The organism is Ensifer sp. (assembly GCF_031989085.1).
GTDB lineage: Bacteria > Pseudomonadota > Alphaproteobacteria > Rhizobiales > Rhizobiaceae > Ensifer.
Genome location: NZ_DALZXU010000002.1, coordinates 529960 through 544246 on the forward strand (window position 1 = coordinate 529960; position 14287 = coordinate 544246).

11 protein-coding genes are annotated in these 14287 nt (G+C 63.0%); 5 read left to right on the forward strand and 6 right to left on the reverse strand.

Translation table 11 applies throughout. From position 1 onward, the window contains the following. Position 1: 1 nt before the first annotated feature. Genes RTP54_RS15340 through RTP54_RS15350 form a run of 3 tightly spaced genes read right to left on the reverse strand, consistent with a single transcriptional unit; the run spans position 2 to position 4369 of the window. Positions 2-1186 carry an acetate/propionate family kinase gene (locus RTP54_RS15340; protein ID WP_312363895.1) on the reverse strand — a complete coding sequence of 395 codons (1185 nt, stop codon included), beginning with the start codon at positions 1184-1186 and terminating at the stop codon, positions 2-4. Positions 1187-1188: 2 nt separating this feature from the next. Then, positions 1189-2145, reverse strand: coding sequence for a phosphate acetyltransferase (locus tag RTP54_RS15345; protein ID WP_112809530.1), 957 nt, complete (start codon positions 2143-2145; stop codon positions 1189-1191). Positions 2146-2164: 19 nt separating this feature from the next. Then, on the reverse strand, positions 2165-4369 hold the full coding sequence (locus tag RTP54_RS15350) for a DUF3141 domain-containing protein (protein WP_312363897.1): 2205 nt from the start codon (positions 4367-4369) through the stop codon (positions 2165-2167). Between the two features lie 309 nt (positions 4370-4678). Between RTP54_RS15350 and htpG the strand changes: the two genes are divergently transcribed. Then, a complete protein-coding gene (gene htpG, locus RTP54_RS15355; RefSeq protein WP_112809532.1) occupies positions 4679-6568 on the forward strand; it encodes a molecular chaperone HtpG in 1890 nt (629 codons plus the stop codon). 59 nt (positions 6569-6627) lie between these two features. On the opposite strand, the gene RTP54_RS15360 is transcribed toward htpG, so the two are convergent. Next, positions 6628-7821 (reverse strand): CaiB/BaiF CoA transferase family protein, encoded by a 1194-nt coding sequence (locus tag RTP54_RS15360; protein WP_112809533.1) that lies wholly within the window; start codon positions 7819-7821, stop codon positions 6628-6630. Between the two features lie 10 nt (positions 7822-7831). After that, positions 7832-9019, reverse strand: a complete 1188-nt coding sequence (locus tag RTP54_RS15365) for an acyl-CoA dehydrogenase (protein WP_112833264.1) — start codon at positions 9017-9019, stop codon at positions 7832-7834. Between the two features lie 306 nt (positions 9020-9325). Between RTP54_RS15365 and RTP54_RS15370 the strand changes: the two genes are divergently transcribed. Together RTP54_RS15370 and RTP54_RS15375 are read left to right on the forward strand one after the other, a co-directional pair. Then, on the forward strand, positions 9326-10282 hold the full coding sequence (locus RTP54_RS15370) for a LysR family transcriptional regulator (protein ID WP_112809535.1): 957 nt from the start codon (positions 9326-9328) through the stop codon (positions 10280-10282). An 80-nt stretch (positions 10283-10362) separates the two neighbouring features. Continuing rightward, the gene (locus RTP54_RS15375; RefSeq protein WP_312363902.1) at positions 10363-11490 is read left to right on the forward strand and encodes an FAD-binding oxidoreductase; all 1128 of its coding nucleotides are present in this window, start codon (positions 10363-10365) and stop codon (positions 11488-11490) included. 230 nt (positions 11491-11720) lie between these two features. Here the strand turns inward: RTP54_RS15375 and RTP54_RS15380 are convergent, their stop codons facing one another. Beyond that, on the reverse strand, positions 11721-12209 hold the full coding sequence (locus RTP54_RS15380; protein WP_312364423.1) for a RidA family protein: 489 nt from the start codon (positions 12207-12209) through the stop codon (positions 11721-11723). A 195-nt stretch (positions 12210-12404) separates the two neighbouring features. On the opposite strand from RTP54_RS15380, the gene RTP54_RS15385 reads away from it, so the two are divergent. Next, positions 12405-13106 carry a TetR/AcrR family transcriptional regulator C-terminal domain-containing protein gene (locus tag RTP54_RS15385; RefSeq protein WP_312363904.1) on the forward strand — a complete coding sequence of 234 codons (702 nt, stop codon included), beginning with the start codon at positions 12405-12407 and terminating at the stop codon, positions 13104-13106. A 267-nt stretch (positions 13107-13373) separates the two neighbouring features. After that, a complete protein-coding gene (phnC, locus tag RTP54_RS15390) occupies positions 13374-14216 on the forward strand; it encodes a phosphonate ABC transporter ATP-binding protein (protein ID WP_112815222.1) in 843 nt (280 codons plus the stop codon). Positions 14217-14287: the final 71 nt, after the last annotated feature.

Below are 14287 nucleotides of genomic sequence, written 5' to 3' on the forward strand. Positions count from 1 at the left end.
GTCAGGCTGCAGGTTCTTTGAGAAGTGAGAGCGTGTGGCGTGCGATCATCAGTTCCTCGTCGGTCGGAAGAACGTAGAGCGCGATTCGGCTTGAAGCTGTTGATATCGTCATCGCGCCAGCGTCGTTCGCGACCGGATCGAGTTCGGCGCCCAGCCATGCCAGCCTCTCGGCGATCCGGGCGCGGATCGGGGCGGAATTCTCGCCGACGCCCGCGGTGAAGACGAAGGCGTCGACACCGCCGAGCGCGGCGGCTAGCATTCCGGCGTTGAGCCCGCAGCGATAGACGAAGTGATCGATCGCGAGTTTCGCATGTTGATCGTCGCTTGCCAGCAGATCGCGCATGTCGTTCGACACGCCGGAGAGACCCTTGAGCCCGGCTTCGTGGTAGAGCAGATCCGACACGGCCTTCGCACTCATGCCGCGCTGGAGGATGAGGTAGAGCACGACGCCCGGGTCTAGCTGGCCCGGCCTTGTTCCCATCGGCAGGCCATCGAGTGCAGTGAAGCCCATGGTCGTCTCGACGCTGTGGCCGTCGCTCAATGCGCACATCGAAGCGCCGCTGCCGAGATGAGCAACGATGACCCGACCGCGCGCAGCCTTCGGCGCGACTTCACGCAGACGCCCCGCAATGTATTCGTAGGAGAGGCCATGGAAACCATAGCGCCTCACGCCCTCGTCATAGAAGCTGCGCGGCATCGCGTAGCAATTCACCGCTTCGGGGTGGCCGTGGTGGAAAGCGGTGTCGAAGCAGGCGACCTGCGGCACATCCGGGTTAATCGCCATCGCCTGGCGAATGGGGGCGAGGTTGTTGGGCTGGTGCAGCGGCGCGAGGTCCTGATAGCTCGCCAGCCTCTCGAGGACCTCGGCATCGATCAGCACGGGCGCCGCGTAGTCTGGGCCACCATGCACCACACGGTGGCCAACGGCGTGCAAGCGAAAGCCCTGCAGCGTCAACAGCCAATCCCTTGCCGCCGCAATGGCCGCGGGGAGATCGCGAACGGCATCTGCATCGTAGCTCCGGTCGACGAGCACTGCGCCCTGCGCGTCTTTCGCCTGGAGGCGCGGACGCGTGCCGATGCCGCCGATCTGGCCCTTAACCTGCCGTTCGAGGCCGGCACCGGTAATCCCGAAGACCTGGAATTTGAGACTGGACGACCCGGCATTGACGACGAGAAGCGCATCCATGGTCAAACCGCCGCGACTTCTAGTGGGCGCCGTTTCGCCGCGTAGAGGGCAGCCACAGCACATGACGCGAGACGCGTGCGCACCGAATCTGCCCGTGACGTGAGCACGATCGGCACTCGTGCGCCAAGCACGATACCCGCGGCATCGGCATGGGAAAGGAATGTAAGGTTCTTCGCCAGCATGTTGCCGGCCTCGAGATCCGGCACCACCAGGATCTGGCCGCGGCCGGCGACGGGAGAGACGATGCCCTTGATGCGCGCCGCCTCCGGATCGATCGCATTGTCGAAGGCAAGCGGGCCGTCGAGCAGGCCGCCGGTGATCTGCCCACGCTCGGCCATCTTGCAGAGCGCAGCCGCTTCGATCGTCGAGGGGATCTTCGTCGTCACGGTCTCCACCGCCGAAAGGATGGCGACGCGCGGCTCGCCAAGACCGATCGTCACCCAGAGATCGATGGCATTTTGCACGATGTCGCGCTTGGCCTCGAGGTCGGGGAAGATGTTGATCGCGGCATCGGTGATGAACAACGTCTCGGCGTGGCCCGGCACGTCCATGATGAAGACGTGGCTGATCCGTCGATCGGTCCGAAGCCCTGTCGCCGAGGCGGCGACTTCCTTCATCAGCTCGTCCGTGTGCAGGCTACCCTTCATCAGGAGCTCGCCGCGGCCCTCGCGGATCAACGCCACGGCTTTTGCGGCCGCGGCATGGCTGTGCGGAGCGTCGACAATCTCGCGCCCTTCGAGGTCGAGGCCATATTGCGCGGCGACAGAGCGGATCTTCGCTTGCGGCCCGACGAGAACGGGCGCAATCAGGCCCATATGCGCCGCCTCCAGGGCGCCACGCAACGATGTTTCGTCGCAAGGATGCGCCACGATCGTGACAGCAGGTGTTTCGTCTCGCGCGGCTGCGACAAGGCGGTCGTATTTGGTCAGTTCAGGCGTCGGTGCGCTTGCTTCGGCCACGTAGAAACTCCCTTGTCGATCAGGATGCTTTGCGGTTGCTTATGGTCTTGCCTGCGGCGATCGGGACCGGCGGCCCGCTGTCGAGACGAAAGAGCGTAGCCACCCGTTGCAACCGTTCTGCTGCGACACCCTTTACCGCACCGGACGCATCGAGCACGTCACGAAGGGCGGCGAAAGCCGATCGCCGTTCCTCAACCGCCTCCGGCAACAACGTCGGAAGTGCCGCAAGGGCAGCATCTTCGTCGATCAGCAGCATGAAGTACTGCTCACGCATCACCGCCTTGAAGGCCGCAAGGGAAAGTTGCCTCGTCTCCGGATGCGCCTGCCGCAGCCGGCGCACGGCCTCGAAACCGCGCTCGTCAGCGCCACCGCGCGCCATGCCGACGAAAATCAGGGACCTGGCAAGACCTTCGCAGGTGCCGCCCTCAGCCATTCGGGATCGAAGGTCGGCGATCCGCGCCTCGACGAGTTCTTGATGCAGAAGGCTTTTTGCTGCCTTGCGCGGTTTCCCCGAGTGGGCGTCCACGCCAAGCGCGGCCTGTAGCGTCGCAGACCCGTAAATGGCATTAAAGCTCTGCTCCGAGAGATATTCGGCCGTCCGCCGCCATGCCTCAAGCCCGTCGACGATCTGTCGCGACACGCTCTCCTGCCATGCGACGAAGGGATTTCCCTCACCTGCCGGTTCACGGCTTTCACGGACCTGCTCTGCCAGAGCCATCACCCCACCCATGAACGGATTGTCGGGTCCGAACATCGCATATTGCAGGCGCAGCGGGTGCAGGTTTCGCATCGCCGCGGCCATGGGCGGCGTCACCGCCGCCCTGACTGCCGGCTGCAGATAGGTGCGGTAGAGTGCAAGGTTGACATCGGAGAGTTTCGCCGCCGTGGCGAAACGGCGCTCATCCTCAGCGTCGTTGCCGCCCAACGCGCGGATATCATCCAGCGTGCGCGGTTCGCAGCGCATCAGCCATTCGCCGGACGTATACTCCTTGCCTTCGGTGACGTCGCTTGTCGGCGTCAGTACGGCTTCGTACAATCCAGGCGGCAGAACATCGATCAGGTCGATGTTGGATGCGAATTCGTCATGCTGCTTGCGCGCGACACCGGCCGACACGAAGATGCCGAGATGCCCGATCGTCTCGTGGACCGTGTAGACAATGGTCTGGCCATAGGCGCGGATCTCGTCGACGCTGTCATAGAGATCCAGAATCCAGTCGAGCGCCTGTTGCGGCGGCGTGATGTTGTCGCCCTTCGAGCAGAAGACAACGATCGGCGATCGGACATTGCGCAGGTCGATCGCAGTTCCGTCCGACGTGCGGATTTCGCCAGCCGCTAGCCTGTTGCCGACGAAGAGTTCATCGACGATGAACTGCATTTCCTCGGCGTTCAGCGTGACGTGGCCGCCCCACCAGCGCTCGAAGCCGAGATAGCGAGCCGCCTCGCTGTCGATCTTCGAATAGAGATTGTATTGCTTGGTCCAGAGCGTGTTCGCCGGGTTCTGGTTCTCGAAATTCTGCACCAGCCACGCACCGTCGAAAATGCCGGCGCCGAGATCGCCTGTTAGCGCCGTCAGCCAGCTTCCGCCGAGAAGTCCGCCGGAATAGCGCATCGGGTTCTGCCCCCTCACGCCCGCCCAATAGGAAAGCGGTGCCCCGGCGATAATGATCGGGCCGAAGAGCTCCGGTCTGAGCGCAGCGACGATCATCACCGCCCAACCGGCCTGGCAATTGCCGATCACGCAGGGTTTGCCGTCCGCCGACGGGTGGCGCGCAATGACCGTTTCGAGAAAGATCGCCTCTGCAAGAGCGATGTCCTCGATCGTCTGACCGGGCACCGGATCCGGCAGGAAGCCGATGAAATAGCAGGGGTGGCCCGCCTTCATCGCCACGCCGATTTCGCTGTCGGCCTTGAAGCCGCCAATACCCGGACCGTGACCCGCACGCGGATCGACGACGACAAAGGGCCGCTTCGACGGGTCAATCACGATGCCGTCGGGCGCAACGATCTTGACCAGGGCATAGTTCACGGGCTTAGCCAGCGTGCGTCCGTCGCAGATGAGCTCGACGTCGAACTCCAGCACGTTTGGAGCGGTTTGCGTGCGGTGCTCCTCGTACTGGGCGCCGCGCTCGCGCATGACGTCGAGAAACAGCACCGAGCGCTGGTACGCATCCAGCGAATAGGCGTAGGCGTCAGCAAATGTCGGGATGGAGGTTGACTTGGGCATGCTGTCCACTCCTCGGTGCAGTTGAGGGTCTGGCCTGTTACCGAACGCTATAGGGCGGTGCGCGTGGTCAAGTATTGATCTACATCAGAAACGACATGCGTACCGCAACCCGGATTGGGGTGTCGCCACGAATGATCGGCGGCGCGATTTGCTGGGTCCGCGGCCGGCCGACGGCGCCCGCTTCTCATCTGTAGTTTCGTGTTCTTCGCACTGCAGCATCTTACAGAAACACGTCCTCCACAAGACAACCCTTGAAATTTCGGACGCAGCTTGCCAATTGGGGCGAAACCCAAAGGAGGTCCCACCGCGATGAGCGAAACTGAAATGTCCGTAGAGAAACATGTCTTCGAAGCCGATGTGGCCAGGCTGCTCCATTTGATGGTGCATTCGGTCTATTCCGACAAGAACGTCTTCCTCCGCGAACTGATTTCCAACGCCGCGGACGCCTGCGAGAAATTGCGCTACGAGGCGATCGTCTCGCCCGAGCTTTTGGCCGGCGACACCACACCCGGCATCAGGCTGACGCTCGACGAGGAGAACAACCGCCTCGTCGTCGAGGACAATGGCATCGGCATGAGCCGCGACGAACTCGTCGAAGCGCTGGGCACCATTGCCCGCTCAGGCACGCGCGCGTTTATGGAGCGCGTCGAGGCGGCGCAGGGCAAGGAGGGCGCACAGCTCATCGGCCAATTCGGCGTCGGCTTCTATTCCGCTTTCATGGTTGCCGATAACGTCGATGTCGTCTCCAGGCGCGCCGGCTCCGACCACGCATGGGTCTGGTCGTCCGACGGCAAGGGCAGCTACACGGTCGCAGCCGCAGATCTCGCAGACGCGCCGGCACGCGGCACGCGCATCACCCTGCACCTGATGGAAGACGCCAAGACCTATACCTCGCGCTGGACGGTCGAGCGCATCGTCAAGGACCAGTCCGGGCATGTACCGGTGCCAATCTCGATCGTCGAAAAGCCCGGCGCCGAGCCGGTTTCGGTCGGTGACGGCACGGCACTCTGGACCAAGCAGAAGAGCGAGATCTCCAAGGAAGACTACGCCGACTTCTACCGTGGCGTTTCCGGCCAGTACGACGACCCGGCCCTGACCGTTCATTTTCGCGCCGAGGGCCGGCATGAATATACGGCGCTCGCCTTCGTGCCTGGCTCCAAGCCATTCGACCTGTTCGATCAGGATCGCAAGGGACGCATGAAGCTTTACGTCAAGCGCGTCTTCATCACCGACGAGGCGGAATTGCTGCCGCGCTACCTGCGCTTCGTGCGCGGCCTGGTCGACACATCGGATCTGCCGCTCAACGTGTCGCGCGAAATGATCCAGGAAAGCCCTCTGCTTTCAAGCATTCGCAAGGGGGTGACGAACCGTGTCCTGACGGCAATCGAGAAGCTCGCCGAGAGCGACCGCGAGGCTTTCGACAAGGTCTGGGAAAACTTCGGCAGCGTGCTGAAGGAAGGCATCTACGAAGATTTCGAGCGCCGCACCCAGCTGATCGGCCTGTCACGCTTCCGCACGACCACGTCCGAAGACGGCCAGCGCAGCCTTGCCGACTACGTCAAGGACATGAAGGACGGGCAGTCGGCGATCTATTATCTGACCGGCGACAACCTTGCCCAGCTCAAGGCCTCGCCACAGCTCGAAGGTTTCCGCGCACGCGGGATCGAGGTGCTGTTGCTGACCGATCCGGTCGACAGCTTCTGGGTGACGTCGGCGCCGGATTTCGACGGCAAGCCGATGAAGTCGATCACTCAAGGGTCGGCTGATCTCGGCGGTGTCGCCAAGCCGGAAGGCAGCACAGACAGCGCGCCTGAAGCGAGCCAGGCGGTCACGGATTTCGTCGCCTTCGCCAAGGAAACGCTCGGAGAAGCCGTGTCGGAAGTCCGCACCTCGGACCGTCTGACGGAAAGCGCCGTCTGCCTGGTCGCGCCGGAACATGGTCCCGATCGCCAGCTCGAAAAGATGCTGCAGGGCGCCGGACGCCTCGACGGCGCGGCCAAGCCGATCCTCGAAATCAATCCCGGCCACGCGCTGATTGCAGCGATTGCGGCCTGCCCGGCCGATGACAGCGCCTTCAGGACCGACGCCGTCCAGCTTCTGCTCGACCAGGCCCGCGTCCTCGATGGCGACAAGCCGCAGGATCCGCGCGCCTTCGCTGAGCGCCTGTCGCGCGTCTTCAACCGTGCGCTCAAGGTTTAACGCGCCGGCCTAAACGCCTGAAATCGTGGAGTTGACGGGGTGAGTGGGAGAAATCCCCCTCACCCTTTCGCTTTTTCGGGCATGTCTGTCATGCCGATTTCGGCCAAAACCTCGGCGGTGTGCTCACCGAGACGCGGGACACCGCGATCGAGCACCAGCGAGGCGTCGGAAAAGCGGATCGGCGTGCGCACGCCCGGGGACGTGCCTCCGGCCGCTCCGGAGTGCGGGGTGGCGATCTGCATCTGGCGATGCGCGACCTGCGGATCGGCAAAGACGTCGCCAACGGTGTTGATCGGACCGCCGGGAACACCCGCCTCTTCCAGCATCGCCAAAAGCGTATCCCGCACGAACCTGGCGGTTTCAGCGGCAAGCGCCGGCGTCAGCGTATCGCGATTGCGGACACGCGATGCGTTGGTCAGATAGCGCTCATCCGTCGCCAGATCGCCGCGGCCAAGCAGGTTGCAGAATTTGACGAACTGCCGATCGTTGCCGACGGCAACGATCAGGTGGCCGTCGGCCGTGGGAAATACCTGGTAGGGGGCGATGTTCGGATGCGCGTTGCCGAGCCGGCGCGGCGCCTTGCCGGAAACCAGAAAGTTGAGCGCCTGGTTAGCGAGCACCCCGGTCATGCAGTCGAGCAATGCCATATCGATCTGCTGGCCCTTGCCGGTGCGCTCGCGCTGCGCCAGTGCCGCCTGGACGGCGATCACACCGTAAAGCCCCGTGAAGATATCGGCAAAGGCAACGCCGATCTTCTGCGGTTCGCGATCCGGCTCGCCGGTCAGGTCCATGATCCCGCTCATGCCCTGGACGATATAGTCGTAGCCCGCGCGGTGCGCATAGGGCCCGTCCTGGCCAAAGCCCGTCACGGAGCAATAGATCAGTCGCGGATTGACCTTCTTCAGGCTCTCATAGTCGAGGCCGTATTTCTCGAGGCCGCCGACCTTGAAGTTCTCGAGCAGCACGTCGGATTGCGCCACCAGCCGGCGCACGGCCTCCTGGCCCTCTTCGGTCGTGAAGTCGAGCACGACCGAGCGCTTGCCGCGATTGCAGGCGTGAAAATAGGCGGCATCGAGCGCGCTGCCGTCTTCGCCCTCAACGAACGGAGGGCCCCAGGTGCGGGTGTCGTCGCCCGCCGGGCTTTCCACCTTGATGACGTCGGCGCCGAGATCGGCCAGAGTCTGGCCGATCCAGGGGCCCGCCAGAATGCGGGCCAGTTCAAGAACGCGAATACCCGTCAGTGGCGCTTCCATGGCCGGCGGCTCAGAAGAACGCCTGGAGGCCGGTCTGGGCGCGTCCGAGGATCAGCGCATGAACGTCATGCGTGCCCTCGTAGGTGTTGACCGTCTCGAGGTTCACCATGTGGCGCATGACCTGGTATTCCTCGGAGATGCCGTTGCCACCGTGCATGTCGCGCGCCATCCGGGCGATATCGAGCGCCTTGCCGCAGTTGTTGCGCTTGACCAGCGAGATCATTTCCGGGGCCATCCGGCCCTCGTCCATCAGTCGCCCGACGCGCAGCGAGCCCTGCAGGCCGAGCGAAATCTCGGTCTGCATGTCGGCGAGCTTCTTCTGGAAAAGCTGCGTCTGGGCGAGCGGGCGGTTGAACTGCTTGCGGTCGAGGCCGTACTGGCGCGCCGCATGCCAGCAGAATTCGGCAGCACCGAGTGCGCCCCAGGAAATGCCGTAGCGGGCGCGGTTGAGGCAGCCGAACGGGCCCTTCAGGCCTTCGACGTTCGGCAGCAGCGCGTCTTCGCCGACCTCGACGTTGTCCATGACGATCTCGCCGGTGATCGAGGCGCGCAGCGACAGCTTGCCGGCGATCTTCGGGGCCGAAAGTCCCTTCATGCCCTTGTCGAGCACGAAGCCGCGAATGGCATTGCCATGGGCTTCGGACTTTGCCCAGACGACGAAGACGTCAGCGAGCGGCGCGTTGGAGATCCACATCTTCGAGCCGACGAGGCGGTAACCGCTGTCGGTCTTGATCGCCCGGGTCTTCATGCCGGCCGGGTCAGAGCCGGCATCCGGCTCGGTCAGTCCGAAGCAGCCGATCCACTCGCCGCTGATCAGCTTGGGCAGGTACTTCTGTTTCTGCTCTTCCGAGCCGTAGGCATAGATCGGGTAGATCACCAGCGACGATTGCACGCTCATCATCGAGCGGTAGCCCGAATCGACGCGTTCGACTTCGCGAGCGACGAGGCCATAGGCGACATAGGAGGCGCCGACGCCGCCATAGGTCTCCGAGACGGTGACGCCCAGCAGCCCGAGATCACCCATCTCGCGGAAGATTTCGGGATCGGTTGATTCTTCGCGATAGGCGGCAATGACGCGCGGCTGCAACCGGTCCTGCGCATAGGCGCGCGCCGTGTCGCGGATCATACGCTCGTCCTCGGTCAACTGATCTTCGAGGAGGAACGCGTCATCCCATTGAAATTGCGTCTTGCCGGCCATGTATCTCTCCCATCGTATTTTTCCACGTGCGGTTATCGCAAGCAGAACCAAGGCTTTCAAACGAAATTGAGGCACCGCCTCATGCGTCTGCGGAATGGCCCTCTTTGCCGGGCGACAACAGGCAGCCCCCTGACAGCGATCGAAATGATCGCTCGTTGGACCTTCCCCGGCCCATCTGTCGGGTCTCTGGCCACGTCTTGCAAATCACTGGCAATATGACGACAAGGTTGCAGGATGATCGGTGGAACGGCCCCGCGGCCAGCCCATCGATTGCCATCCATCGACAGGGGTCCCAATAATCCATCCATGGCCAACGACCGTCTGGAACGCTTCGCGCATAACCTCGACTGGAACCTCCTGCGCACCTTCGTCGTCGTCGTGGAGGAAGGCAGCATCACGGCCGCCGCCAACAGGCTGCTGCTGCAGCAACCGGCCGTCAGCATGGCCCTGAAGCGGCTCGAGCAGACCGTCGGACAAAAACTCATCGATCGCAGGCCGGGCCGCTTCGATTTGACAGATGCCGGCGCCCGATTGCACGCGCAGTGCCGGGACATCTTCGCCGCTGTGATCCGGCTTCCAAACGTGCTTGAGACGGCGGGAGACGAAGTCACCGGCCATCTCGATATTCATGCCGTCAGCCACGCCCACAACCCGGCCTGGGATCGAAAGCTCGAGAGCTACTTTGCCAGACATCCGAAGGTGACGATATCGGTGACCGTCGCCACGACCGTCGATGTATTGAGCGCCGTGGAACGCAACATCGCAACGATGGGGCTTTGCGACGGCAACATCCCCGACTGGTTGAACAAGGCATTTCACGTCCGCGAACGTTATGCGCTCTACTGCGGCCGCGATCATCCCCTGTTCGGCGTCGAGGGCGTCGACTTCAACGACCTGCGTGGCAACCCCTATATCGCCTTCATCGCCGACGTGCTCGGCGGCCAGCACATGAACTCCGTGACGGCCGTGCGCGCCTTAGGCTCGTTCGGTCAGCAGGTTCGGGCCGTATCCTGCAATGTCGAGGAGGTGATGCGGTTGATCGCGTCCAATATCGGCATCGGCATGCTGCCGGATCACCTCGCATCGCCCGCAGTCGACGAAGGGCGCCTTTGGCAGCTGCCGCCCTATCACAACCTGCCGACGACGGACGTGTTTCGCATCTCCAACCCGAACTCGATCCTCAATGCCGCCGAAGCCGCCTTCCTCGCGCACGTGGCCGACACGGAACCGCTCGACCACTGCCTCGCCCATCACCAGAATTGATAACGACATTTCCAGTTATAAATTTGAACGCTGGACATGCGCTGCCTATGGTCCCGCCACATTATGAGCGAGGGCGGAACATGCGTGAATTTGACGTGGCAATCATTGGCGGCGGTATAGCCGGCCTCTCGCTTGCCTATTTCCTTGCCCCGCACCGTTCCGTGGCCGTGATCGAACGGGAGGATGGCCTTGGCTATCACAGCACCGGTCGCTCCGCCGCCGAATTCGTGCTGCGCTACAATGCGCCTGAAGTGTGTGAGCTCGCGGCTATCTCGAAGGTCTTCTTCGACCGGCCGCCCGAGGGCTTCTCCGATGTGGCGCTGCTCAAGCAACGCGGCGGCGTGATGATCGCCAACGCGGAAAAGACGGCACGGCTGGAGGCGGTGTTTGCCGAGGAGAGCGCCGTCAATCCAGACCTGAAGAGACTGACGGTCGACGAAGCGATTGCGCTCGTGCCGATCCTGCGGCGCGATTACGTGGCAGGTGCGTTCTACGATCCCAACTTCTGGGACATCGAGGTCGACAATCTCATGCAGGGCTATCTTCGTGGCGCGCGCCGCCACGGTGCGGCGATCATCGAGCGCAGCGACGTGCTTGCCCCGCATCGAAAGGATGACCGCTGGGTGCTTGCCACAAGTGCCGGCGATATTAGCACGAAAATGATCGTCAATGCCGCCGGTGGCTGGGCCGATCCCGTCGCCGAACTGTTCGGAGTAGCCCCGATCGGCATCGTTCCGCATCGTCGCACGGCAATCACCGTCGACTTGCCTGACGGCATCGATGCGCTGACCCTGCCGGAAATCAACGAGATCGACGAGGATTTCTATATGAAGCCCGAGGGCGGACGGCTGCTTTCCTCGCCGGCCGACGCAACGCCGTGCGAACCGGCGGATGTCCAGCCCGAGGAAATCGACGTCGCCTGGGCCGCCCACTATGTCGAAGAGGCAACGACTGTACCGGTGCGCCGTGTCTTCAAGAGTTGGGCCGGCATGCGCAGCTTTGCGCCCGACAGGCTGCCGGTCATCGGTTTTGCCCGCGAGCGGCCGGACTTCTTCTGGCTCGCCGGCCAGGGCGGCTACGGCATCCTGACCTCGCCAGCACTCGGCGCACTGGCTGCCAGCCTCATCGTCGGGACAGCGACACCGCATGGCTTCGAAGCGGCCGGCCTCGATCCATCGAAGTTCAGCCCGGTGCGTTTGGAAGCCTAGTTGGCTCGCGGCCCGTGCCGCGGCCAGACGGACAGAATTGGGTGCGCCTGCGATCAAGGAAGCGCGCGACCCGACGACAATCTACGAGATCCGGCCGATTGCGCCCGATGTTCCCACCGCCCAACTGAAATCGCGGCGAAAGCAGCGGCGCCAATGCATAACGGGCTCGCCACATTCCCCGACAGGCCGGCAGGACCGGCCTGAAGGACCGCACCCGCGATGCGACTTCGTCAATCGATCATCGCGACCGCCTCAACCTCAAACAACATGCCGTCGACCGCGAGCTTCGGCACCGGGATCAATGTCTGCGCCGGCAACGTGCCGCCAAACATGTCCATGACCGCCGACGTCAGAACCCCAAGCTTTGACATGTCATGATCGACAACGAAGACCGTGAGTTTGGCGACCTGATCCCGCCGTGCACCGACGGCGTCCAGGGCGGCACCCAGATTGGCATAGGCCTGCTTCACCTGGACAGCGAAATCGGGCGACAGGGCTCCAATGCTGTCCTGCCCACCCTGCCCGGAGATATAGGCCAGCCTGGCGCCGCGCGGCACAATCACGGCCGTGCTGTAGCCGTTCGTCGTCGGATCGTAGAGGTTTTGCGGGTTGACGATGGTCAGCTTGAGATCGTTCTCGTTTGCCGTCGCATGAGCGGCCATTCCCGTTGTCATGATCAATATCCCTCCGATAAGCACATGTTTGATTGCGCGTAACATCATCTTCCCTCGGCTCCGGGAACAGCGAGCGGCCTACGCTCCCGGCCAGTAGTCTTGAACCTCGAACATCGTCGCCATGGTGACTCGTACACCGTACTATTTGATGACATCGTACGACGTACGAGTCAACTGTTCGGAGTCGACATCCCTCGCATTGTCGGGGTAAATCGACGTTCTGGTCGGCAAGGAAGACGGATGGCGGAGAAACCCAGCGGCACTGAGAACAAAAGGCCCCGACGGGCGCGTGCCCCACTGCAGTCTGCACAGGAGCGGAACGGCGAACCGCCGCTGTCTCTACCGCGTATCGTAGCGACTGCGGTCGATCTGCTGGATGCCGAAGGGGTCGACGGGTTGACCATGCGGCGGCTGGCCGATCGCCTGGGCGCAGGCGCGATGAGCCTTTATTGGCACGTCGAGAACAAAGAGAAGGTCTTTGATCTGGCGCTCGACTCGGCGCTTCAATATCCCGCGTCACCGCAAGTGGCTGACACGCTGGACTGGCGAGAGGACGTCGTTCGCCTGCTCGAAGACTGGCGCGTCTGCATGTTGCGCCATCCCTGGTCAGCATCGTTGTTGCCGCGCCGGGCCCTCGGCCCGAATATCCTTGGCCGTCTGGAATTGCTGAGTTCAACGTTATCGAGAGCCGGCGTCGCCGATGCAGACTTGAACGCTGCGATCTGGTCGCTCTGGAATTACGTGATCGGCGCGACCATCACGCGGGCGAATTTCGACCGTACGGACGACGACAGGACCGCTGCGCAGCAGCGCGTGACGGGTCTCAGCGAACGCTACCCGACGATCGAACGCTCCCGGCTGCTGCTCGACAGCGACTGGGACGGCACCTTTCGCAAAGGCCTCGACTTTCTGATCGACGGCATTGCCACAAAAAAGGAATGACCGATCAAGCGTCGTGCACGCCGGTCGTTGCGCAAGGCATATGCTCGCTTTGGGTCAGAGCGACCAGGCCATCCCCGACTTTCACGCGCTGCCCCCCCTCGTAGATGGCATTCTACGCGGGGCCGCCGTTCACATTTGATTAACCCAGCCGGTCCGGCTGTGAACTGTAACAGAACTTACAACAAACTGACATTTCGCTTTCATGAAGCGCCGATATGGCAGGTGTCATACCGATGACCGGTCTCCGCGAAAGAGGACCTGCTAGAAATGTTTCAGTTGAAGAACGTAACCCGCCAGTTCGGCAAGAAGACAGCCGTGAGCTCGGTTACATTCGACATCCCCCAGGGCCAGATGGTCGGGGTGATCGGCCGCTCTGGCGCCGGCAAGTCGACGTTGCTGCGCATGATCAACCGCCTTGTCGATCTGTCCTCCGGCTCGATCGAGTTCGCCGGCACGGAAGTGTCGTCGCTGAGAGGTGCTGCCCTTCGCCATTGGCAGCGCGACTGCGCCATGATCTTCCAGCAGTTCAACCTGGTGCCGCGCCTCGACGTGCTCACCAATGTGCTGCTCGGCCGTCTCAACCACCGCTCGACCGTGCTGAGCATCCTCAACATGTTTACCCGCGAAGAGCGCATCATGGCGATCGGCGCGCTGGAGCGCCTCGGCATCGAGCAGACGGCGCTGCAGGCGGCCGGCACGCTTTCCGGTGGCCAGCAGCAGCGCGTGGCAATCGCCCGCGCCCTGATGCAGCAACCGAAGGTACTGCTCGCTGACGAGCCTATCGCCTCGCTCGACCCGCTCAACGCCAAGATCGTCATGGATGCACTGCGCGACATCAACGAGCGCGACGGCATCACCGTGATCACCAACCTCCACACGCTCGATACCGCCCGCAACTACTGCGAACGCATCATCGGCATGGCCCATGGCCGCGTCGTCTTCGACGGCCAGCCGAAAGACCTGACCGCAGCAGCCGTCGCCGAAATCTATGGCGCCGACACGGGCATCGAGGAATCGATGACATCGACAAGCATCAACATTCCCGCGGCGATCCCGCAGGAACAAACGGCATCTGCCGGCCTCAAGCCGCTGGCGCTGGCCGGCATCTGACGCCCGCCAGGATCGAAGGCCCACGTCAAGGGCACCTCTTTGAAACCGAAAATCATCCGGCACAGCCGGAG

Excerpts from the sequence above, each read along its gene's own strand:
- RTP54_RS15350 (WP_312363897.1), bottom strand. The coding sequence starts at position 4,369 with ATGCCCAAGTCAACCTCCATCCCGACATTTGCTGACGCCTACGCCTAT.
- phnC (WP_112815222.1), top strand. The coding sequence starts at position 13,374 with ATGTTTCAGTTGAAGAACGTAACCCGCCAGTTCGGCAAGAAGACAGCC.
- RTP54_RS15380 (WP_312364423.1), bottom strand. The coding sequence starts at position 12,209 with ATGTTACGCGCAATCAAACATGTGCTTATCGGAGGGATATTGATCATG.
- htpG (WP_112809532.1), top strand. The coding sequence starts at position 4,679 with ATGAGCGAAACTGAAATGTCCGTAGAGAAACATGTCTTCGAAGCCGAT.
- RTP54_RS15360 (WP_112809533.1), bottom strand. The coding sequence starts at position 7,821 with ATGGAAGCGCCACTGACGGGTATTCGCGTTCTTGAACTGGCCCGCATT.
- RTP54_RS15375 (WP_312363902.1), top strand. The coding sequence starts at position 10,363 with ATGCGTGAATTTGACGTGGCAATCATTGGCGGCGGTATAGCCGGCCTC.
- RTP54_RS15385 (WP_312363904.1), top strand. The coding sequence starts at position 12,405 with ATGGCGGAGAAACCCAGCGGCACTGAGAACAAAAGGCCCCGACGGGCG.
- RTP54_RS15370 (WP_112809535.1), top strand. The coding sequence starts at position 9,326 with ATGGCCAACGACCGTCTGGAACGCTTCGCGCATAACCTCGACTGGAAC.
- RTP54_RS15340 (WP_312363895.1), bottom strand. The coding sequence starts at position 1,186 with ATGGATGCGCTTCTCGTCGTCAATGCCGGGTCGTCCAGTCTCAAATTC.
- RTP54_RS15365 (WP_112833264.1), bottom strand. The coding sequence starts at position 9,019 with ATGGCCGGCAAGACGCAATTTCAATGGGATGACGCGTTCCTCCTCGAA.